At 72.7% G+C, this 20,771-nt stretch carries 18 protein-coding genes; 14 read left to right on the top strand and 4 right to left on the bottom strand.

Features of this window, described 5'->3' with window-relative positions:
* Positions 1 to 33: 33 nt before the first annotated feature.
* A complete protein-coding gene (locus HS045_RS04460) occupies positions 34 to 282 on the top strand; it encodes an SCO4848 family membrane protein (protein WP_230883429.1) in 249 nt (82 codons plus the stop codon).
* On the opposite strand, the gene HS045_RS04455 is transcribed toward HS045_RS04460, so the two are convergent.
* The gene (locus HS045_RS04455; RefSeq protein ID WP_230883428.1) at positions 241 to 1,617 is read right to left on the bottom strand and encodes a peptide ligase PGM1-related protein; all 1,377 of its coding nucleotides are present in this window, start codon (positions 1,615 to 1,617) and stop codon (positions 241 to 243) included. The two genes, HS045_RS04460 and HS045_RS04455, sit on opposite strands and share 42 nt — an antisense overlap.
* A gap of 538 nt (positions 1,618 to 2,155) precedes the next feature.
* On the opposite strand from HS045_RS04455, the gene HS045_RS04450 reads away from it, so the two are divergent.
* From HS045_RS04450 to HS045_RS04420, 7 genes are all read left to right on the top strand, one after another.
* Positions 2,156 to 3,397, top strand: coding sequence for a M20 family metallopeptidase (locus HS045_RS04450; protein WP_196449879.1), 1,242 nt, complete (start codon positions 2,156 to 2,158; stop codon positions 3,395 to 3,397).
* A gap of 367 nt (positions 3,398 to 3,764) precedes the next feature.
* The gene (locus HS045_RS04445; protein WP_196449878.1) at positions 3,765 to 4,844 is read left to right on the top strand and encodes a BMP family protein; all 1,080 of its coding nucleotides are present in this window, start codon (positions 3,765 to 3,767) and stop codon (positions 4,842 to 4,844) included.
* Positions 4,845 to 4,931: 87 nt separating this feature from the next.
* Positions 4,932 to 6,470: an ABC transporter ATP-binding protein gene (locus HS045_RS04440; protein WP_196449877.1), complete on the top strand. Its 1,539-nt coding sequence runs from the start codon at positions 4,932 to 4,934 to the stop codon at positions 6,468 to 6,470.
* Positions 6,471 to 6,507: 37 nt separating this feature from the next.
* Positions 6,508 to 7,659, top strand: a complete 1,152-nt coding sequence (locus HS045_RS04435) for an ABC transporter permease (protein WP_196449876.1) — start codon at positions 6,508 to 6,510, stop codon at positions 7,657 to 7,659.
* 26 nt (positions 7,660 to 7,685) lie between these two features.
* Positions 7,686 to 8,936: an ABC transporter permease gene (locus HS045_RS04430; RefSeq protein ID WP_196451053.1), complete on the top strand. Its 1,251-nt coding sequence runs from the start codon at positions 7,686 to 7,688 to the stop codon at positions 8,934 to 8,936.
* Entirely contained in the window at positions 8,933 to 9,334 is a 402-nt protein-coding gene (locus HS045_RS04425) for a cytidine deaminase (protein WP_196449875.1), read from the top strand. Before HS045_RS04430 ends, HS045_RS04425 begins: the two co-directional genes overlap by 4 nt.
* A gap of 5 nt (positions 9,335 to 9,339) precedes the next feature.
* On the top strand, positions 9,340 to 10,620 hold the full coding sequence (locus HS045_RS04420; RefSeq protein ID WP_196449874.1) for a thymidine phosphorylase: 1,281 nt from the start codon (positions 9,340 to 9,342) through the stop codon (positions 10,618 to 10,620).
* A gap of 25 nt (positions 10,621 to 10,645) precedes the next feature.
* Here HS045_RS04420 and HS045_RS04415 read toward each other — a convergent pair whose 3' ends face one another.
* Positions 10,646 to 11,077 carry a MarR family winged helix-turn-helix transcriptional regulator gene (locus HS045_RS04415; RefSeq protein WP_230883427.1) on the bottom strand — a complete coding sequence of 144 codons (432 nt, stop codon included), beginning with the start codon at positions 11,075 to 11,077 and terminating at the stop codon, positions 10,646 to 10,648.
* A 60-nt stretch (positions 11,078 to 11,137) separates the two neighbouring features.
* Between HS045_RS04415 and HS045_RS04410 the strand changes: the two genes are divergently transcribed.
* From HS045_RS04410 to HS045_RS04390, 5 genes are all read left to right on the top strand, one after another.
* Positions 11,138 to 12,577: an MFS transporter gene (locus HS045_RS04410; protein ID WP_230883426.1), complete on the top strand. Its 1,440-nt coding sequence runs from the start codon at positions 11,138 to 11,140 to the stop codon at positions 12,575 to 12,577.
* Positions 12,578 to 12,702: 125 nt separating this feature from the next.
* A complete protein-coding gene (locus HS045_RS04405; RefSeq protein WP_196449871.1) occupies positions 12,703 to 13,410 on the top strand; it encodes a hypothetical protein in 708 nt (235 codons plus the stop codon).
* A 34-nt stretch (positions 13,411 to 13,444) separates the two neighbouring features.
* Positions 13,445 to 13,798, top strand: coding sequence for a cupin (locus tag HS045_RS04400; protein ID WP_196449870.1), 354 nt, complete (start codon positions 13,445 to 13,447; stop codon positions 13,796 to 13,798).
* A gap of 64 nt (positions 13,799 to 13,862) precedes the next feature.
* Complete coding sequence (locus HS045_RS04395; RefSeq protein ID WP_196449869.1) at positions 13,863 to 14,945, top strand: adenosine deaminase; 1,083 nt, start codon at positions 13,863 to 13,865, stop codon at positions 14,943 to 14,945.
* Between the two features lie 28 nt (positions 14,946 to 14,973).
* Positions 14,974 to 15,669: a PH domain-containing protein gene (locus HS045_RS04390; RefSeq protein WP_196449868.1), complete on the top strand. Its 696-nt coding sequence runs from the start codon at positions 14,974 to 14,976 to the stop codon at positions 15,667 to 15,669.
* A 6-nt stretch (positions 15,670 to 15,675) separates the two neighbouring features.
* On the opposite strand, the gene HS045_RS04385 is transcribed toward HS045_RS04390, so the two are convergent.
* Complete coding sequence (locus tag HS045_RS04385) at positions 15,676 to 17,100, bottom strand: ATP-binding protein (protein ID WP_196449867.1); 1,425 nt, start codon at positions 17,098 to 17,100, stop codon at positions 15,676 to 15,678.
* 316 nt (positions 17,101 to 17,416) lie between these two features.
* Here HS045_RS04385 and HS045_RS04380 point away from each other — a divergent pair, with 316 nt between their 5' ends.
* Positions 17,417 to 18,988: a methyl-accepting chemotaxis protein gene (locus HS045_RS04380; RefSeq protein ID WP_196449866.1), complete on the top strand. Its 1,572-nt coding sequence runs from the start codon at positions 17,417 to 17,419 to the stop codon at positions 18,986 to 18,988.
* Positions 18,989 to 19,117: 129 nt separating this feature from the next.
* On the opposite strand, the gene HS045_RS04375 is transcribed toward HS045_RS04380, so the two are convergent.
* Positions 19,118 to 20,770 carry a phospho-sugar mutase gene (locus HS045_RS04375; protein WP_196449865.1) on the bottom strand — a complete coding sequence of 551 codons (1,653 nt, stop codon included), beginning with the start codon at positions 20,768 to 20,770 and terminating at the stop codon, positions 19,118 to 19,120.
* Between the last annotated feature and the right edge of the window lies 1 nt (position 20,771).

Raw genomic sequence — 20,771 nt, 5'->3', positions numbered from 1 at the left:
CGAGCCACGCTGCGGGATACGGACATAATGCCAATGTCGCGAAAGATCGCCGGATTTCTGGTCGCCCTTGCCGCTTTCATGATCGTCGAGTGGATCACCCTTGGGTTCAACCTGCAGGACGGCCACCCCACGGCGTTCTACGTGGTCCACGGCGTCCTGGTCGCGGTCAACGTCGGGCTCGGGCTCGTGCTCGGGTCCGTCGGCCTGCGCGGGCTGGGCGGCCTGCGGGGCCTGCGGCGGCTACGCGGCGGGCTGGAACGCCCGCAGGGTCCGCCGGTGTAGGTCGGCGGCCTCCTCCGCCGAGTCGCCGATGCTGGTGAAGCCGAGCTTGCCGAACTCGGGGATCGCGCCCAGCAGGTGCAGCACGTTCCCGGTGCGGGCCTCGCGGTCGAAGCCGAGCCCCCGGTCGCGCAGGAGCTCGACGACCTCCCGGGGCTTGCGGCCCCGCAGGCGGGGGACGGCGCAGTTGTCCGTGGCGACGTAGTACTTGGGCCGGCCGGAGCACATCAGCAGGCCGGTGCCGGGGTCGTAGACGGCGCCCGTGGTGAGCAGCGCGGCCCCGAAGGGGTGGGTGGTGCCGCCGATGCGCAGGTTGATCTCGCACAGCAGCGTCCGGTAGCCGCCGTCGGTCTTCACGGCGAAGAAGTCCATCCCGAACAGCCCCACCACGCCCCGGCGGGCCAGCACCGCGGCGATCCGCTCGGCGCACTCGCCCACCTCGGCGCGGTAGTCCTGGTCGGCGGGGAAGGTGCAGCCCTGGTACACGTCGCCGTTCGGGCCGCCGAGGATCTGCTCGTGGGTGGCGACCACGGCGTGGGCGCCGCCGGGCGTGATCCTGGCCAGCGCGCTGGGGGAGCGCAGCGGCCGGTCCTCGATGAACTCCTCGATCACCGCCCCCCGGGCGGCGATCTTCTCCGCGAAGGTGGTCCAGTTCTCCTCGGCGGCGGAGAAGCTCGTACGGCAGGCGGTCAGGCGCGGGTCGTCCTTGACCACGATGGCGTTGCCCAGTCCCGAGTAGCTGTTGTTGAGCTTGACCATCAGCCGCCCGCCCCGGCTGAGCGCGCGGGCCGCGTGCTCGACCTCGGTCAGCGACCGCAGGTCGGTGAAGCCGGGGACGAGCGGGACGCCGGCCTCGTCGCCGACCATCCGGCTCCCGCTCTTGGACCCGAGGTGGGCCAGGGCGGTGGCCGGGCCGTAGACCGGCAGCCCGATCAGCGCGGAGAGCCGTTCCTCGGCCGCGCTGACCACGAAGGGCACCATCCACGCGTCCCGGATGTCGTCCAGCGCGCCCCGGATCCGCGCCAGGACGTCGGGCCGGTCCAGGATCTTGTCGGTGAGCGGCAGGGGGCGCGGATCGTCCAGGCTGATCATTTCCAGGCGTCCGCGGGCCTCGTCCGGGTCGTCGAGGAAGCCCAGGTAGTAGTCCACGATCGCCGGGTCCACCTGGACCGAGCTGAGGTAGACGACCTTCACCGCCGGGCGCTTCAGGGTGAACAGCAGGAAGAGCAGCCGCTCCTCGTAGCAGCGCGCCCCGGTGATGATCCGGAGCTCGTCCTGGGGCAGCGAGAGCGAGGGGATGACCACCACGGTTCCCTCGTTCGGTTCGAAGATGCTCAATCTGGAGTGCTTCTCCCCAAATGGGATATTAGTGATCATAAGCGGAGTGAACCACGCATTCTTTCGGGTTGCATCAGTCCGCCGGGTTCGATGAGCGGTACCTGGGGGTCACGGAAGTTGCCAGGTCGGGCGATGTTTCAACCGCCCGCGACCCGGGCCGCCGGGTGTCCGTCATCCGGTGGGGCTACCGTTCCCTGGCCACTTCGGGTCATCCGCCATGGTTCGGATGGGTCAGAGGGGACAGGAGACAGGTATGGGGCGACAAAACATTTGGTGCAGATGTCGGCGCGGGGCCGCTGAAGAGGGATAAAGTCGATGTCATCGTCAACGCGCCGGTGGCCTCGCTTCGGCCTGCCGCCTCGCGCCGGCGATTCGTCGTCCACGCCGGCGTGTCCGCGCTGCCCGTCGGGGCACCCGCCCGCGCCCTTCCGTGCGACGACCGCTTTTCCAATCAGGACTGCCCCATGGATCGGGTGATTCCGGGCAGTGGCACGTGCGTCGAGGATTCGGACCGCTGGCGCGGATGGGACGGTGACCAATGCGAGGGCGTAATCTGCGGGGGGAACTCGACGCGTTCCTCGCCGAGCGCGAGGCGGAGCTGATCGGCTTCCGCCGCGACCTCCACATGAACCCCGAGCTGGCGTTCGCCGAGTACCGCACGACGCAGCGCGTCGCCGAGCGCCTGGGCGCCGCCGGCCTCGTGCCGACGGTGCTGCCGCGCGGCACCGGGCTGATCTGCGAGATCGGCAGCGGCGAGGGGCCGACGGTGGCGCTGCGGGCCGACATCGACGCGCTCCCCGTGCCCGACGAGAAGGACGTGCCCTACAGCTCGACGGTCCCCGGCGTCTGCCACGCCTGCGGCCACGACGTGCACACCGCGATCCTGCTCGGCGCCGGGCTCTTCCTCGCCCGGCAGGCGGGGGCGGGGCTGCTGCCCGGCAAGGTCCGGCTGCTGTTCCAGCCCGCCGAGGAGCTGCCCGGCGGGGCGCTGGAGGTCCTGGCGGCGGGCGGCCTGAGCGGAGTGGACCGGATCTTCGGCCTGCACTGCGACCCCAAGGTGGACGTCGGCAAGGTCGGCCTCAAGGCCGGGCCCATCACCTCCGCCTGCGACCGGGTCAACATCCGGGTCAGCGGCCCCGGCGGGCACACCGCCCGGCCGCACCTCACCGTGGACCTGGTCTTCGCGCTCGCCAAGATCCTCACCGAGCTGCCCGCGGCGCTCTCCCGCCGGGTCGACCCGCGCTCGTCGCTCAGCCTGGTCTGGGGCCGGGTCGAGGCCGGTTCGGTGGCCAACGCGATCCCGGACGACGGCCTCGCCGAGGGCACCCTGCGCTGCCTGGACGAGGAGGCCTGGCACGCGGCCCCCGACATGATCAAGTCCCTGCTGGAGTCGGTGGCCGGGGCCTACGGCGTCGAGGTGGACCTCGACTACGTGCGCGGGGTGCCGCCGGTGGTCAACGAGGAGGACAGCGTGCAGATGCTGTCCGAGGCGGCCGAGAGCATGCTCGGCGAGGGGGCCGCGGTGCCGACCCAGCAGAGCCTGGGCGGCGAGGACTTCGGCTGGTACCTCGAATCCGTCCCCGGGGCGTTCGCCCGCCTGGGCACCCGTACGCCGGGCGCGGCGCACGCCGGCGACATCCACCAGGGGACCTTCGACGTCGACGAGAGCTGCATCGGCGCGGGCGTGCGCTTCCTGGTCGGGACGGCGCTGACCGCCCTCTGGGAGGAGCGGCAGCCCACCGTCGAGGAGCCGCTCGTCGTGGTGAACTTGGACACATGAGCCGTCCGGAGCCGGGTGAGGCGTTCTGCGGTTCCCTGCAAAAGGTGCGCTGCCGTGTGATCTGGCCGAGATCTCCCGAGATCGGCCCCGTTCCCTGCTCCGCGGGTCCGTTGGTCCTTGCCGGGAGGGCGGCCGGGAACGGGGCGGTCGCCGCGGGAAGCGTTCCGTGATTGTTCTGTTACGTCAGAAAATCTTATTGCTGGATATATTCGGCTCTCTTCGTGTGTCACAAGGTGGCGTGAGCTGGGTAACGGACCTGTTGCGGACCTGTGTGCCGGTTTGGTCCGAGCTCACCGAACAACTATCTTCCGTGCAGAGTTGCCGTGCGTCTCTTCGCGCGTGCACTGAGACGCGAAGGGAGTCCACCTTGCTTCAGAACCGACTCGGCAAGCTGGCCGCGACCGCACTGGCGGGCAGCATGCTCATGGGCGCCGCCGCGTGCGGCGGCAGCGAGGAACCGGCCACCACGGCCTCGCCGGGTGCGGGAACGGGCAGCGCGGCTCCGGCCGCCACCGGCCCCAAGGTCGGTCTGGCCTACGACATCGGCGGCCGCGGCGACCAGTCGTTCAACGACGCCGCCGCCGCGGGCCTGGACAAGGCCAAGACCGAGCTCGGCCTGGCCGACACCAAGGAGCTCGAGGCCGGCAACGGCGAGACCGAGGCGGCCAAGGAGGAGCGGCTCCGCCTGCTCGCCCAGGGCGGCTTCAACCCGATCATCGCGGTGGGCTTCGCCTACTCCGGTCCGGTGAAGAAGGTCGCCACCGAGTTCCCCGACGTCAAGTTCGCCATCGTCGACGACGAGGCGGCGCAGGGGCCGAACATCTCCAACCTGGTCTTCGCCGAGCACGAGGGCTCCTTCCTGGTCGGCGCCGCCGCGGCGCTGAAGTCCGAGAAGAACCACGTGGCCTTCGTCGGCGGCGTCCGCACGCCGCTGATCGACAAGTTCCAGGCGGGCTTCACCGCCGGCGCCAAGGCGGTCAAGGCCGACATCAAGGTCGACGCCGACTACCTCAGCGAGCCGCCGGACTTCAGCGGCTTCAACGACCCGGCCAAGGGCAAGACGATGGCCGAGGGCATGCTGGACGGCGGCGCCGACGTGATCTACCACGCCGCGGGCGGTTCCGGCGGCGGCGTGTTCGAGGCCGTCAAGGCCGCGAACGCCAAGGCCATCGGCGTCGACTCCGACCAGGCCAAGACCGCGGCCCCCGAGCTGCAGTCCGTGATCATGACCTCCATGATCAAGAAGGTCGACGTGGCCGTCTTCGAGTTCCTGAAGGCCGCCGCGGCCGGCAGCGCCAAGGCCGGTCCGACCGTCTACGACCTCAAGGCCGGCGGCGTCGACTACTCCACCACCGGTGGCCAGGTCGACGACATCAAGTCCAAGCTCGACGAGTACAAGCAGAAGATCGCGGACGGGGAGATCACCGTGCCGTCCAAGACCTCCTGACCCGGTATCGATGAAGGGCCCGGTGGACCAGTCCCCGGGCCCTTCGCTCTCTTCACACCCCCGGTAAACCCATCGTGGCCATCCGTCATGGAGGAGGCCGTCATCAGCACCTCGACTCCGGCCGTCGAGCTTGAGGGGATCACCAAGCGGTTCCCCGGCGTCGTGGCCAACCGCGACATATCCATGTCCGTGCAGCAGGGGCACGTGCACGCCATCGTCGGCGAGAACGGCGCGGGCAAGTCCACGCTCATGAAGATCCTGTACGGCATGCAGCGTCCCGACGAGGGAGAGATCCGCGTCAACGGGACGGCCGTGGGCTTCCGCTCCCCGGCGGACGCCATCACGGCGGGCATCGGCATGGTCCACCAGCACTTCATGCTGGCCGACAACCTGACCGTCCTGGAGAACGTGATCCTGGGCAGCGAGCCGCGCAGAGCGGGCGTCGCCATCGACTTCGGCGCCGCCCGCAAGCGGATCCGGACGATCTCCGACACCTACGGCCTGGGCATCGACCCCGACGCCATGGTCGAAGACCTCGGCGTCGGCGCCCGGCAGCGGGTGGAGATCCTCAAGGTCCTCTACCGCGGAGCCCGCATCCTGATCCTGGACGAGCCGACCGCGGTGCTCGTTCCCCAGGAGGTGGAGGAGCTCTTCGGCAACCTGCGCGAGCTGGTCCGCGAAGGGCTGACGATCATCTTCATCTCGCACAAGCTGGACGAGGTGCTCTCGGTCGCCGACGCGATCACCGTCATCCGGCGCGGCACCACCGTGGCGAGCGTCGACCCCAAGGACGTGACCGCCCGGCAGCTGGCCGAGCTCATGGTGGGCACCGAGCTGCCCAGCCCGGAGACCCGCGAGTCCACCGTCACCGACGTGGTCGCCCTGTCCGTGCGCGACCTGTCCGTCCACTCGGCGGACGGACGCCGCCTCGTGGACGGGGTCGGCTTCGACATCCGCAAGGGCGAGGTGCTCGGCATCGCCGGAGTCGAGGGCAACGGCCAGGCCGAACTGGTCGAGGCCATCATGGGCATGCGCGCGGCCGACGGTGAGATCCGGCTGGGCGAGGAGGACATCTCCGCCTGGCCGACGCTCCGCCGCCGCGAGGCCGGCATCGGCTACATCCCCGAAGACCGGCACCGGCACGGCCTGCTGCTGGAGGCCCCGCTCTGGGAGAACCGCATCCTCGGCCACCAGACCCGCAGGCCCAACGTCAAGGGCCCCTGGATCGACCGGACCGGGGCGCGCGAGGACACCCGGCGCATCGTCACCGAGTACGACGTCCGCACCCCCGGCATCGACGTGGACGCCGCGGCGCTGTCCGGCGGCAACCAGCAGAAGCTGATCGTCGGCCGGGAGATGAGCGGGGACCCGGTGTTCCTCATCGCGTCGCACCCCACCCGGGGCGTCGACGTCGGCGCCCAGGCCGCGATCTGGGACCACCTGCGCGCCGCCCGCGCCGCGGGCCTCGCCGTACTGCTGATCTCGGCCGACCTGGACGAGCTCATCGGCCTGTCCGACACGCTGAAGGTGATCCTGCGCGGGCGCATCGTCGCCGACGTGGACCCGCGGGACGTGACGCCCGAGCGGCTCGGATCGGCCATGACGGGCGCGGGAGGAGCGGCATGACCATCCACACGGCGTACGCCGGATCCGGAGCCATCGCATGAAAGCCGCTGAGTCGAGCTTCGCCGACCGCCTGCTCGGGCGGGTACGGCTGAGCGGACTGCTCTCCCTCGCCGCGCCCGTCGTGGCGATCCTCTTCGCCGCGCTGATCACCTCGATCGTGCTGCTGGCCACCGGCGCCCCGCCGCTGGACACGCTGGTCATCATGGGTGAGTACGGCGTGCAGCCGCGCTCGATCGTGCTGACGCTGAACTCCGCGACGACCTTCTACCTGGCCGCGATCGCGGTGGCGATCGGGTTCCGGATGAACCTGTTCAACATCGGCGTCGACGGCCAGTACCGCCTCGCGGCGCTCATCTCCGCCGCGGTGGGCGGCGCGGTCGTCCTGCCCGGTCCGCTGCACACCGTGCTGGTCATCCTCGTGGCGATGCTCGTCGGCGCCGGCTGGGCGTCGATCGCGGCGCTGCTGAAGGTCAAGCGCGGCGTCAGCGAGGTCATCTCCACGATCATGCTGAACGCCATCGCCACCGCGCTGGGCTCCTGGCTGCTCAACAAGGAGCGCCTGGCCGTCGAGGTCGCGGGGAGCAACAACATCGGCACCAAGCCGATCGCGGAGTCCGGCCGGGTGCCGGGCCTGGCGCTCATCCCGGGCACGGAGGCCAAGGTGTTCGGCCTGCTCTTCCTGGCGATCGCCGTGGGCGTCGGCTACCACGTCCTGCTCAACCGGACCAGGTTCGGCTTCGACCTGCGGGCCACCGGGCAGTCGGAGACGGCCGCGGTCGCCAGCGGCGTGAACGTCAAGAAGATGATCGTCATCGCGATGCTGCTCTCCGGCGCGGCGGCGGGCCTGATCGGCATGCCGCAGCTGCTGGGGGCGTCCTACTCCTACAGCCTGGACTTCCCCACCGGCCTCGGCTTCACCGGCATCGCGATCGCGCTGCTGGGCCGCAACCACCCCGTCGGCATCGCCTTCGGCGCCCTGCTCTGGGCCTTCCTCGACACCTCGTCCAGCATCCTCCAGCTGCACGAGATCGCACCGGAGCTCGTCGCCATCATGCAGGGCACCATCGTGCTCTCGGTCATCGTCGCCTACGAGCTGGTCCACCGCTACCAGGTGGTGGCCGGGCAGCGCCGGGTGAGCAAGGAACTGGCGAGCGGGACCCCGCCCCAGGGTGAAGGAGCGTCGGCATGACCGAAGAGAGGGACACCACCGCAGAGATGCGGGTGGAGCAGGTCGAACGGGTCCCGTCGAAGTTCCGCTTCACCTGGCGGACCCTGCTGCTCGCCCTCGGCGGGCTGGTCCTGCTGCTGTCGTTCACCCGGTTCGTCACCGGGGCCGTCGACCTCACCTCCGCGGGCGCGATCAACGCGACCGTGGCGCTGGCCGTCCCGATCGGCCTGGCCGGCCTCGGTGGCCTCTGGTCCGAGCGGGCCGGCGTGGTCAACATCGGCCTCGAGGGCATGATGATCCTCGGCACCTGGGGCGGCGCCTGGGGTGCCATCCAGTTCGGCAGCCCCTGGGCGGGCGTGCTCGTGGGCCTGCTGGGCGGGGCCTTCGGCGGCCTGCTGCACGCGGTGGCGACCGTGACGTTCGGGGTGGACCACATCATCTCGGGCGTCGCGATCAACATCCTGGGCCTGGGCATCACCCAGTTCCTGTCGAAGGTGACCTTCGCCGAGATGAAGGGCGGCGGCGACACGCAGTCGCCCCCGGTGCCCAAGCTGGACCCCGTCAGCATCCCGGGGATCGGCGAGCCGCTGAAGTCGCTGGAGTCCCAGCACTGGTTCCTGCTGTCCGACCTGGCCGGCATCCTGCGCGGCCTGACCACCAACGTCTCGCTGGTGACCGTCCTGGCGATCCTGCTGATCCCGGTGACGTTCTACGTGCTGTGGCGGACGGCGTTCGGCCTGCGGCTGCGCTCGTGCGGCGAGCGGCCGGTCGCGGCGGAGTCGCTCGGCGTCAACGTCTACACCTACAAGTACGTCGCGGTCGTCGTCTCCGGCGCGCTCGCGGGCCTGGGCGGCGCGTTCCTGTCGCTGGTGGCCTCCAGCGCCTACCGCGAGGGCCAGACGGCGGGCCGCGGCTTCATCGGCCTCGCCGCGATGATCTTCGGCAACTGGCGGCCGGGCGGTCTGGCGGCCGGCGCGGGGCTGTTCGGCTACACCGACGCCCTCCAGCTCCGCCGGGGCGGCGAGTCGGTCCACGCGCTGCTGCTGCTCGTGGCCGTCCTGCTCGCCGGGGTGGCCGTCTACCAGCTCGTCAAGCAGAGCCGTACGCAGGCCGCGGTGTTCACCGCCGCCGGGGCGGTCGCCGTGTTCGCCCTGTTCGCGCTGACCGACAGCATCCCGGCGCAGTTCACCTCGGTCACCCCGCACATCACCACGCTGCTGGTGCTCTCGCTGGCCGCGCAGCGGCTCCGGCCGCCCGCGGCCGACGGCGTGCCGTACCGGAAGGGACAGGCGAAATGAGCGCCTCCGTCGACTGGGCCGCGCTCAAGGCCGAGGCCGTACGGGCCATGGGCAACGCCTACGCCCCCTACTCGAAGTTCCCGGTGGGCGCCGCCGCGCTGGTGGACGACGGGCGGATCGTTTCCGGCTGCAACGTGGAGAACGCCTCCTACGGTGTGGGGCTGTGCGCGGAGTGCGGGCTGGTCTCCGCGCTCCAGGCGAGCGGCGGCGGCCGGCTGGTCGCCTTCACCTGCGTGGACGGACACGAGGAGCTGCTCATGCCGTGCGGGCGCTGCCGCCAGCTACTGTTCGAGTTCGGCGGTCCTGAACTGCTGATGGAGACCGTGGACGGGCCGAAGCCGATGGCGGAGATCCTGCCGTACGCCTTCGGACCCGACGACCTGAGCCGGGGGGCCTGACAGACATGGACGCGATCGACGTCATCGTCACCAAGAGGGACGGCCGCGAGCTGTCCACCGAGCAGATCGACTGGGTGATCGACGCCTACACCCGGGGCGTGGTCGCCGACGAGCAGATGTCCGCGCTCGCCATGGCGATCCTGCTCAACGGGATGACACGGCGGGAGATCGCCGAGTGGACCCAGGCCATGATCCGGTCCGGGACCCGGATGGACTGGTCCGCGCTGCCGGGCCGTACCACCGACAAGCACTCCACCGGCGGTGTCGGCGACAAGATCACGCTGCCGCTGGCCCCGCTGGTCGCCGCGTGCGGCGGGTACGTCCCGCAGCTGTCCGGCCGCGGCCTGGGGCACACCGGCGGCACGCTGGACAAGCTGGAGTCGATCCCCGGCTGGCGGGCCTCGCTCTCCAACGACGAGATGCTCGGCGTGCTGCGGGAGGCCGGGGCGGTCATCTGCGCGGCGGGCGAGGGACTCGCTCCGGCGGACAAGAAGCTCTACGCGCTGCGCGACGTGACCGGCACGGTCGAGGCGATCCCGCTGATCGCGTCCTCGATCATGTCCAAGAAGATCGCGGAGGGCACCGGCGCGCTGGTGCTGGACGTCAAGGTCGGCTCGGGCGCGTTCATGAAGACCGTGGACCGGGCCCGGGAGCTGGCCACCACCATGGTCGCGCTGGGCACCGACGCCGGGGTGAACACGGTGGCGCTGCTGACCGCGATGGACCGGCCGCTGGGCCGGGCGGTGGGCAACGCGCTGGAGGTGACCGAGTCCGTCGAGGTGCTCGCCGGCGGCGGGCCCGAGGACGTGGTCGAGCTGACCGTGCGGCTGGCGCGCGAGATGCTCCAGGCCGCGGGGCTGGACGGCGGCAAGGACCCCGAGCAGGCGCTGAAGGACGGCTCGGCGATGGACGCCTGGCGCCGGATGATCGTCGCCCAGGGCGGCGACCCGGACGCGGCGCTGCCGGAGGCCGCCGAGACGATGGAGGTGATCGCGCCCGCGACGGGCGTGCTGACCCGGCTCGACGCCTACGGCGTGGGCCTGGCGGCCTGGCGGCTCGGCGCGGGCCGGGAGCGCAAGGAGGACCCGGTCTCCTTCGGCGCGGGCATCATGCTGCACGCCCGGCCGGGGGACGCGGTCCGCGAGGGACAGCCGCTGATGACCCTGCACGCCGACGACCCGGCCCGCTTCGACCGGGCGCTGGCCGCGCTGGACGGCGCCTACGCGATCGGCGGGCCCGGCGAGGTGGACCAGCTCCCACTGGTGATCGACCGCATCAGGGCGTGAGCGGCGAGGATCGGGACCGTCCGCGTCAGGGCGTGAGCGGCGAGGCCTGAGACGCGTCCGCGGGGTCGAAGATCCCGCGGACGACGGCGCGGTGGGTCGGGAGGGCGGCGGCGTGGCGGGCGCGGCCGTCCTCGGTGATGCAGACGAAGATGCCGCGCCGGTCGGCCTCGCACAGGCCCCGGCTGACCAGGCCCGCCTTCTCCAGCCGGGCGACCACCCGCGAGCAGGCGCTCTGGCTCAGGTGCACCGCGTCGGCGAGCTCCTGGACCCGGTATTCGGGCCGGCCGCCCTCGACCATGCGCTCCAGGAGCTCGAACTCGCTCATCCCGAGGCCGTGCCGGTCCGAGAGCTCCCGCTCCAGCGCGCAGGCGGTCGCGGAATGCCTGGCCAGCACCTCGCGCCAGGCGCGGACGGCGGACTCCTCGCTCATGCCGCGGATCTTAGCATGCTTGAACATCAAATGCATGGTAATTAAATTCTGTTGCATTAGATGCGTGTGCATGTATCGTTGGATCCCATGATCCCTCCCTCCACCGAAGGACGCTGGGACGCGCGCCTGTGGGCCGCCCTGGCGGTCCTGTGCGCCGTCGTCTTCCTCGACGCGCTCGACGTCTCCATGGTCGGCGTCGCGCTCCCGTCCATCCAGGCGGACCTGGGCCTGTCCACCGACTCCCTGCAGTGGGTGGTCAGCGGCTACGTGCTCGGCTACGGCGGCCTGCTCCTGCTCGGCGGGCGCACCGCCGACCTCCTGGGACGGCGCCGCGTCTTCCTGGCGGCCCTGGCGGTCTTCGCCGTGGCCTCGCTCCTCGGCGGCCTGGTCAGCGACGGCACCCTGCTGATCGCGGCCCGGTTCGTCAAGGGCATCAGCGCCGCCTTCACCGCGCCCGCCGCCCTGTCCATCATCACCACCACGTTCGCCGAGGGACCGGCCCGCAACCGGGCCCTGTCCATCTTCACCGCCTCCGGCGCCAGCGGGTTCTCCCTGGGCCTGGTCATCTCCGGGCTCCTCACCGAGCTCGGCTGGCGCTGGACGTTCCTGATGCCCGTCCCGGTCGCGGTCGTCGCCCTGGTCGCCGCCCTGCGGTTCCTGCCGAAGCGGCCCGAGGAGCGGCCCGAGGAGCGGGCCGAGAGCGGCCACGACCTCGTCGGCGCCGTGACGATCACCGCCTCGATGCTGCTGCTGGTCTTCGCCGTGGTGGAGGCGCCCGAGGCCGGCTGGGGCTCGCTGCGCACGGTCGGCTCGCTGCTCGCCGCCGCCGCCCTGCTGGCCGCGTTCGTGGTGACCGAGCGCAGGGTCAGGCACCCCCTGGTACGGCTCGGCATCCTGCGCTCGGGCCCCATCGTCCGGGCCAACCTCGGCCTGGTGATCCTGTTCGGCTCCTACGTCGGCTTCCAGTTCGTCGCCATGCAGTACTTCCAGAACTTCCTGCACTGGTCCCCGCTGGAGACCGCGCTGGCCTTCCTCCCGGCCGGTCTGCTGGTGGCCGTCACCTCGACGAAGATGGGCGGCCTGGCCGACCGCTTCGGCACCGCCCGGCTGATCGTGGTCGGCTCGGCCGCACTGGCCGGCGGATACGCCTTCTTCCTCCGGGTGGACGGGGCGCCCGACCTGGCCACGCTGGTCATCCCCGGCATGGTCCTGCTGGGCGTCGCCTTCGCCCTGTCCTTCCCGTCGCTCAACATCCAGGCGACCAACGGGGTCGCCGACGACGAGCAGGGCCTGGCCTCCGGCCTGCTCAACACCTCGGGCCAGGTCGGCGGCGCCGTCGTGCTGGCGGTGGTGACGGCGGTGCTGACCTCCAGCACGAGCGCCGACCCGCTCGACGGCTTCCGCGCCGCGATCGCGGTCTCCGGCGTCCTCGCGCTGGCCGGTCTGGTGATCGCCCTCACCGGCCTGCGCGGGGTCCGTACGGCCGCCGCGGAGCGGAAGGGGGAGCCGGTCCTGGAGGCCGCCTGATGACGGGGGCGGGCCGCCCGAAGGACGGCGGGCGCCCGGCCCGCCCCGGTCATCACCCGCCGAAGGGCGGCCGGAGCGGTGAAACCGCCGGTGTTCCTGGGCATCTAACCCGGCAGGAGGCCCACATGAACCGCTCTCGCGCCGCACTCGTGCTCATCCCCCTCGCCCTGCTGACCGGCTGCGGCGGCTCGACCGGCCAGGCGGACCCGGCCGGTCGGGCCGGCGGGGCCACCGGATCCCCCTCCTCCGGGGTCGCCGCCACCGGCGGGACCGGGTCGGCCCCGCCGACCGTGCAGGACTCGCCCGGTGCCGAGGATCCGCCCGCCGTACAGGACTCTCCGGGCGCGCGGAGCCCGCGGGGGAGGACCTCCGCCCCGCAGGCGCCGCCCACCGGTCCGGAGCCGCCGACGAGCACCGCGGCGGTCCGGGTCGAGCGGAACCCCGGCGAGCCGCCGCTCGTCACCGCCGTGCGCTTCGCCGAGCACGGAGGCTACGACCGGGTGGTGATCGACTTCAGGGGGGACCCGCCCGGATACACCGTGGACTGGGTGCCCGAGCTGGTCCAGGACGGGTCGGGCGAGCCGATCGACGTCGAGGGCGGGGCCTACCTGCAGGTGACGATGCTCCCGGCGAACGCGCACACGGAGTCGGGCACCCCCACCCTGACGGGCGGGCCGATCCTCCAGGCGGGGCTGGGCAACGTGCGCAGCGTCGTGAAGACCGGGGACTTCGAGGCCGTGGTGGGCGTGGGCATCGTGCTGGAGCGCAGGGCCGGATTCCGCGTCACCGAGCAGAGGCGGCCGAACCGCCTGGTCATCGACGTGGCCCACTGAGCCCGAGCGTCGGGCGCGGTGGCAAGATGGTCCGATGGTGAGGAGAATCGACAGCGCGACGCGGATCCCCGTACCCGGGGGAAAGGTCATCGACGAGTACGTCGGCCGGGTCAACAGCGGTGACGCCGGGGTCTCGATCGCGCACATGAAGGCCCCCGCGGGCTGGGACGAGCCGGCTCAGACGCCGGAGTTCGCGGAGTACACCGTGGTGCTCTCCGGGACGGTCGTCGTCGAGCACGCCGGGGGCACGACCGAGGTGCGCGCCGGCCAGGCGTTCGCCTGCGAGCCGGGGGAGAAGGTCCGCTACAGCTGCGGCCCCGAGGGCGCCGAGTACGTCGCCGTCTGCCTGCCCGCCTTCTCCCCGGAGACGGCACGTCGTGACGGATAGCCCGCGCGACCTCCGGCGGTCTCCGCAAGATCGCCGATTGGATACCGGACGGTAGGATGACGAGATGAGCCAGCAGCTACCCACTCTTGAGGAGATCCGCCGGGCTCCGAAGGTCTTGCTCCACGATCACCTCGACGGCGGTCTGCGGCCCGAGACCATCGTCGAGCTGGCCCGCGAGACCGGCTACGACCGACTGCCCACGACCGACCCCGGCGCGCTGCGCACCTGGTTCCGGGAGGCCTCCGACTCCGGCTCGCTGGAGCGCTACCTGGAGACCTTCGACCACACGGTCGGCGTCATGCAGACGCGCGAGGCGCTGGTCCGGGTCGCCGCCGAGTGCGCGGAGGACCTGGCGGCCGACGGCGTGGTCTACGCCGAGGTGCGCTACGCGCCCGAGCAGCACACCGAGCGGGGCCTGAGCCTCGAAGAGGTCATCGAGGCGGTCCTGGAGGGGTTCAGGACCGGCTCGGAGGGCCGCGGGATCAAGGTGGGCACGCTGCTCACCGCGATGCGCCACCAGGCCAGGTCCATGGAGATCGCCGAGCTCGCGGTCCGCTACCGCGACGTCGGCGTGGCCGGGTTCGACATCGCCGGGGCCGAGGCGGGCTACCCGCCCACCCGCCACCTCGACGCCTTCGAGTACCTCCAGCGGGAGAACGCCCACTTCACCATCCACGCCGGCGAGGCGTTCGGGCTCCCGTCGATCTGGCAGGCGATCCAGTGGTGCGGCGCCGACCGGCTCGGCCACGGCGTGCGGATCATCGACGACATCGCGGTGTCCGGCGACGGCGAGCCCAAGCTCGGCCGCCTGGCGGCCTACGTGCGCGACAAGCGCATCCCGCTGGAGATGTGCCCGACCTCGAACCTGCAGACCGGGGCCGCGCCCTCCATCGCCGATCACCCGATCGGCCTGCTCCGCCGCCTCAGCTTCCGGGTGACGGTCAACACCGACAACCGGCTGATGAGCGGGACCAGCGTCTCGGAGGAGTTCGCCAAGCTGGTGGAGGCGTTCGGCTACGACTGGGACGACCTGCAGTGGTTCACGGTCAACGCGATGAAGTCGGCGTTCCTGCCGTTCGACGACCGGCTGGCCCTCATCAACGGCGTGATCAAGCCGGGTTTCGCGCGCCTGAAATGGCAGGCGTGAGCGGGACCGCGGGCGCGGGACGGGCACGGTGAGCGGCGCTGCGAGAGAGGTGTTCCGGTCGAAGGCCGCGCTGATCCTCGGCTGGGTGTGGGTGGCGTTCGCCGCGCTCAACGCGGTCGACCTGGTCGTCCGCTACAGCGGGCCGCCCTCGCTGGCCGCCGGGGCGGTCCTGGCGGTGCTGACGGCACTGGTCTTCGTGACGTGCATCCGCCCGGCGGTCGTCCTGACCGACGGGGGCGTGCTGGTCCGCAACCCGCTCCGGGACGCCTTCGTGCCCTGGACGGCCGTGGACGGCGTGGCGGTCGGGCACGCGATCGCGATCACCTCCGGTGACGCGGTGGTCCGCTGCTGGACGCCGCAGACCACCGCGCGGGAGCGGGCGGCGGCCGTACGGCGCGGGCGCTCCGGCTCCGAGGGCGGCGGTCCGGCGACGGAGCCGGTCCGGAGCAGGGGGGAGCAGGCGGCGGCCGAGGCGCTGGCGGGCAGGACGCACGCCGACTGGGCGGCCGAGCAGATCAGGCGGCGCGCCGAGGCGGCCAGGCCGCGGACCGGCGCGGGTGCGACCGAGGCCGGTGCGGGCGCGGGTGCGACCGAGGCCGGCGCGGGCGCGGGTGCGACCGAGGCCGGTGCGGGGCCCGCGGTGCTGAGGATCACCTGGGCGCCGAGCGCCCTGGTCGTGCTGGGCGCCGCCCTGGCCCTGGTGGTGGCCGCCTTCCTCGTGTGAGCAGGGTCAGGGCGGTCCGGGCCGCCAGGCGGCGACGAGGTCCTCCGGGGTGACCAGGGCGACCTCCGCCGTCGCCGAGCCGCTCCGGGAGACGGCGAGCAGCGGTGTGCCGGGGGCCGCGCCCGGCATCCGGGAGCGGCGGACGATGAGCGCGTCCAGGTCGCCCCGCTCGAAGGGCCGGTCCTCCCGCCACACGACCGAGCCCAGCAGGGTGACCGTGCGCCCGACCGGTTCGCGGTCCGTCCCCACGATGTCGATCTCCGGGTCGTCGGTGCGGGTCCAGTAGCCGCCGATCGCGCCCGTCTCGCCGGGGAGCCCGCCCATCCGCCGCAGCGACCGGCGGACCAGGGGCGTGACGGCCGCCTCCCGCCACGCGTCCCACGAGCGCAGGAGGCGGGCGAGGGCGAGGTCGCCGCGGTCCCGTTCGATCTCCGCCAGCCCAGGGCCGACGAAGGCGAGCCAGAAGCGCAGGTGCGTGTCGGCGACGTGGTAGCGGGTCTCGCGCGAGGGCCGGGTGGAGAGCGGGACCGCGGCGGTGACCAGCCGCCGTTCCACGAGGGACTGCAGCGCCCGGTTGAGCGAGGCCCTGGGCACCCCCGGCGCGGCGCGGCCGATCGCCGAGTGGGTGCGGTGCCCGGCGCCGACGGCGTTCAGGACGGTCCGGGCCTGGGTGCCCGGCGGTGCCTCGGCGGCCAGGACGCGCTCCCCGGTGATCACCAGCGGTGAGGCGGGGTCGGCCAGGGCCTGCCGGAGGTGTTCCCGCACGGGCAGCCCCGGCGGCCACTCCCGGCAGATCAGCGGCAGGCCGCCGGAGACCAGCCGGGCGTCGATCGCCTCGGCGGCGGGCAGTTCCGCCGCGTCCGCCACGTCCGCCGGGGTGAGGGGGTGGACGACCAGTTCGGTGGCGCGCATGTAGAAGGGACGGCCCGGCCGGTTCACCGCCTCCATCGCCTCCTGGTCCGAGCCGACGAGGACGAGCAGCACCGGGCGGCGGGACAGCTCCCGGGCGAACAGCACCTGCAGCACGCCCTCCAGTTCGGGGGCGGTCGCCAGCAGCACGGGGAGCCCGTCGAGCACGACGACGCTCGGCGACTCCTGGGGGACGGCCACCGCCAGGAGCCGGAGCGCGTCCTCCCACGACCCGGCGGACCGCTCCGCCAGGATCCGGGCGCCGGGGAGGCCGGACGCGGCGCCCTCGGCGAGCAGCCCCGCCACCTGCTCGGCCCGCGTGCCGGGGGAGGCGGTGGAGAAGACGCAGGGCACGTCCGCGCGCCGGACGAACTCCTCCACCAACCGGGACTTGCCGACTCCGCGGCGGCCGCGCATCAGGACCGCCCGGCCCGGGCGTCCCGCCCGGCCGCCCGTCGCGACCCTGCCCAGCAGGCGCTCCAGCCGGGACAGCTCGTGCTCTCTGCCGATGAACCGGGCCATCGCTCCCCGACGGTCTCGTTCGTGAGAGTCTCACCGGCGAGACCCTTTTCCGTGGTATCCCCGCGGCTCGCCGTCTCACCTGCGGTGACGTCCCGGATGGACGTTTCCAGGCCGAGCCTTTCCTGAGCGCGGGAACCACGTGCGGACGGCTTCGGCGGCCGTCCCCTGCGGAGCCGCCGCCGGCGCGGTCCCTGCCGTGCCGCCGGGCCCATGGCCGGAGCGTCCGATGACCTTCGTCCCGGAGCGGAACGCTCAGTCCCGAGGGAACGGAGCCGATAGGCCGGGTGTTGTCCCCGCCGACCCCTTGGAGGAAGCCATGGCGGCACGAGTGGCGAACCTCAGCGTCACGCAACGGCTGGCGCTGATCTTCAGCGCCGGAGCGATGACGGTCGGCTCCGTCGTCGGCATCGGCGTGTACTCCCAGAGCCAGCTGATCGGCGACGCCGACCGGCTGCGGACCATGGAGCACGCCAAGGCGGTGCTCAATCATCTCGACACCCGCGAGGCCGAGCTGAAGGTCGACGCCTACCGGGCGATCAGCGAGCCGGACCTGGGGGACGTGCGCGCGGACCTGCCCGAGGACGTGGCGTCGGTGGAGCAGGCCGTCGCGGACCTGGACGCCCTGGCCCTGCCGGAGCAGGTGCGGGAGCGGCTGGACGCGGTGCGCCCCGACATCGAGGACTTCAACGCCTTCGTGTCGGCGTTCGTGGCCGATGCCGAGCGCGACCGGGCCGCCGTGCGCGAGCGCCGGCAGCAGATCGCCGAGCGCAACAGCGTGGTGGACGACAAGCTGGAGGAGGTGCACGCCGCGGTGGACGCCGCGATCGAGGCCGCCCGCGCCGGGATGGAGGACTCCGTCGCGCAGACCCGCCTGGTCTCCCTGCTGGTGGGGATCGGCGGGGTGGCGCTGCTGGTCGCGCTGTGCGTCCCGCTGGGACGCTCCATCACCCGGCCGGTGCACCGCATCGGCCGGGTCCTGGCCGCGGTGGCCGAAGGCGACCTCACCCCGCGCGCCGACGTCTCCTCCCGCGACGAGCTCGGCCGCATGGCCCAGGCGCTCAACCAGGCGATCGAGCACATGCGCACCGCCGTGCACACCATCGACGCCTCGGTGGGCGGACTGGCCACCGCCTCCGAGGAACTGACCGTCACCAGCGGCCAGATCGCCGCCGGAGCCGAGGCGGCCAGCGCCCAGATCGGCGCGGTCGCCGCCGTCGCCCAGCAGGTCTCCGATGACGTGCACTCCGTCGCGGCCGGGTCCGAGCAGATGAGCGCGGCGATCGGGGAGATCGCGCAGAGTGCCGGCCAGGCGGCCGAGGTGGCCTCGCAGGCCGTCTCGGCGGCGGTCTCCACCACCGAGACGGTCGCCAAGCTGGGGGCCTCGTCGGCGGAGATCGGCAGCGTGATCAAGACGATCACGAGCATCGCCGAGCAGACCAACCTGCTCGCCCTGAACGCCACCATCGAGGCGGCGCGGGCCGGGGACGCGGGCAAGGGCTTCGCCGTGGTCGCCGGGGAGGTCAAGGACCTGGCGCAGGAGACCGCCAAGGCGACCGACGACATCGCCCGGAGGATCGAGGCCATCCAGGCCGACACCGGCGACGCGGTGGCGGCGATCGGTGAGATCAGCGAGATCATCTCCCGCATCAACGACTACCAGCTGGCCATCTCCAGCGCGGTGGAGGAGCAGACCGCCACCTCCGAGGAGATGAACCGCGGGGTGGCCCAGGCCGCCTCCGGCACCGGGCGGATCGCCGAGACCGTCTCCGACGTGGCCGGCACGGTCCGGCTGACCAGCAGCGGCGTGGCCGAGGCCGGGCGCGCCGCCGAGGACCTCGCCCGCATGTCGGCCGACCTGCGGACACTGGTCGACCGGTTCCGCGTCTGACCGGAGACGCTTCCGCCTCGCCGGGAGGGGGTCGCGCGTCTGACCGGGGACGGTTCCGCATCCGCCCGGGGACGGTTCCGCATCCGCCCAGAGACGGTTCCGCATCCGCCCGGAGGCGGCTCCGTTCCGTCAGAGGCCCAGCGCCGCGGACAGGTCGGCGGTCAGCGCGCCCAGCTCCCGTACGGCCTGCGCCCGGGCGTCGGCGACCTCGCCGGTCACCGGCACGACGGTCTCCAGGTAGCACTTGAGCTTGGGCTCCGTCCCCGAGGGGCGGACCACGACCCGGGCGCCGCCCGCCAGGCGGTAGCGGATGCCGTCGGTGGGCGGCAGGCCGGCCACGCCCAGGCTCAGGTCCTCGGCCGACTCGACCTTGCGGCCGCCGAGCTCCACCGGCGGGGCGGCGCGCAGGCGGGCCATGGCCCCCGCGATCAGGGACAGGTCGCGCACCCGGACCGAGAGCTGGGAGGTGGCGTGCAGGCCGTACCGGCGGGCCTGGTCGTCGAGGAGGTCGAGCAGGGTGCGGCCGTCGCGCTTGGCCCGGGCGGCGAGACCGGCGACGGTCAGGGCCGCGCCGATGCCGTCCTTGTCGTGGACCGGCAGGCCCTCGTCCGCGCCGACGCTGTAGCCCAGCGCCTCCTCGTAGCCGTAGACCAGGTTCCCGCGCCCGCCCCCGGCCTTCATGATCCACTTGAAGCCGGTGAGGGTCTCGGCGTAGTCCACGCCGTGCTCGGCGGCGATCCGGCCGAGCAGGGAGGAGGAGACGATGGTGGTGGCGACCAGGCGGTCGTCGCCGGAGGTGTGCCGGATGACGTGCTCGCCGAGGAGCGCGCCGAGCTCGTCGCCGGTGAGCATCCGGTAGCCGCCCTCCGGCAGGGGCACGCCCACGGCGCAGCGGTCGGCGTCGGGGTCGTTGGCCAGCACGAGGTCCGCGCCGATCCGTTCGGCCAGCTCCAGGGCGAGGTCCATCGCGCCCGGCTCCTCCGGGTTGGGGAACGCGACGGTCGGGAAGTCGGGGTCCGGGTCGGCCTGGACCTCGACGGTCACCGGGCTCGGGAACCCGGCGGCCAGGAACGCGGAGGTGAGCGTGACGCCGCCGACGCCGTGCAGGGGCGTGTAGGCGACCTTCAGTTCGCGGGCGTCGCCGAGCGGGAGCAGGGTCACCGCGTCCAGGTAGGCGGCCACGATCTCCTCGCCGAGGTCGGTCCACCCGGGGTCGCCGGGGGCGCCCAGGGGCAGCGCGGAGACGGGGCCGACGGCGTCGATGGCGGCGGAGATGCCCGCGTCGATCGGCGGCACGATCTGGGAGCCGTCACCCCAGTAGACCTTGTAGCCGTTGTCCCGGGGCGGGTTGTGGCTGGCGGTGACGGTCACGCCCGCGTCGGCGCCGAGGTGGCGGACGGCGAAGGCCAGCACCGGGGTGGGCAGGGGGGCCGGGAGCAGCGAGGCCCGCAGCCCGGCGCCGGTCAGTACGGCGGCGGTGTCGCGGGCGAAGACGTCGGAGTTGTGCCGGGCGTCGTAGCCGATCACCACGTGCCGGTCCGGGCCGAGGACGGCGGCCAGCCCGGCGGCGGCGCGCATGACGGTGACCCGGTTCATCCGGTTGGGCCCGGCGCCCAGCTCGCCGCGGAGACCGGCGGTGCCGAACTCCAGCTTGGCGCCGAACCGCTCGCGCAGCGCCTCCTCGTCCCCCTCGTCGAGGAGCGCGCGGAGCTCCTCCCGGGTCCGCGGGTCCGGGTCCTGGGCCAGCCATTCCTGGGCGAGCCGTACGAGATCGCTGCTCATG

It is taken from the genome of Planomonospora sp. ID82291 (assembly GCF_015711645.1).
Classification (GTDB): Bacteria; Actinomycetota; Actinomycetes; order Streptosporangiales; family Streptosporangiaceae; genus Planomonospora.
The sequence above is the reverse complement of the archived record's forward strand: the minus strand, read 5'-3'. Positions and strand labels throughout refer to the sequence as shown.

Coding starts and splice junctions, on each gene's coding strand:
- HS045_RS04380 (WP_196449866.1), top strand. CDS start 17,417: ATGGCGGCACGAGTGGCGAACCTCAGCGTCACGCAACGGCTGGCGCTG.
- HS045_RS04420 (WP_196449874.1), top strand. CDS start 9,340: ATGGACGCGATCGACGTCATCGTCACCAAGAGGGACGGCCGCGAGCTG.
- HS045_RS04460 (WP_230883429.1), top strand. CDS start 34: ATGTCGCGAAAGATCGCCGGATTTCTGGTCGCCCTTGCCGCTTTCATG.
- HS045_RS04375 (WP_196449865.1), bottom strand. CDS start 20,770: ATGAGCAGCGATCTCGTACGGCTCGCCCAGGAATGGCTGGCCCAGGAC.
- HS045_RS04400 (WP_196449870.1), top strand. CDS start 13,445: ATGGTGAGGAGAATCGACAGCGCGACGCGGATCCCCGTACCCGGGGGA.
- HS045_RS04430 (WP_196451053.1), top strand. CDS start 7,686: ATGCGGGTGGAGCAGGTCGAACGGGTCCCGTCGAAGTTCCGCTTCACC.
- HS045_RS04415 (WP_230883427.1), bottom strand. CDS start 11,077: ATGTTCAAGCATGCTAAGATCCGCGGCATGAGCGAGGAGTCCGCCGTC.
- HS045_RS04425 (WP_196449875.1), top strand. CDS start 8,933: ATGAGCGCCTCCGTCGACTGGGCCGCGCTCAAGGCCGAGGCCGTACGG.
- HS045_RS04435 (WP_196449876.1), top strand. CDS start 6,508: ATGAAAGCCGCTGAGTCGAGCTTCGCCGACCGCCTGCTCGGGCGGGTA.
- HS045_RS04405 (WP_196449871.1), top strand. CDS start 12,703: ATGAACCGCTCTCGCGCCGCACTCGTGCTCATCCCCCTCGCCCTGCTG.
- HS045_RS04395 (WP_196449869.1), top strand. CDS start 13,863: ATGAGCCAGCAGCTACCCACTCTTGAGGAGATCCGCCGGGCTCCGAAG.
- HS045_RS04410 (WP_230883426.1), top strand. CDS start 11,138: ATGATCCCTCCCTCCACCGAAGGACGCTGGGACGCGCGCCTGTGGGCC.
- HS045_RS04440 (WP_196449877.1), top strand. CDS start 4,932: ATGGAGGAGGCCGTCATCAGCACCTCGACTCCGGCCGTCGAGCTTGAG.
- HS045_RS04385 (WP_196449867.1), bottom strand. CDS start 17,100: ATGGCCCGGTTCATCGGCAGAGAGCACGAGCTGTCCCGGCTGGAGCGC.
- HS045_RS04450 (WP_196449879.1), top strand. CDS start 2,156: ATGCGAGGGCGTAATCTGCGGGGGGAACTCGACGCGTTCCTCGCCGAG.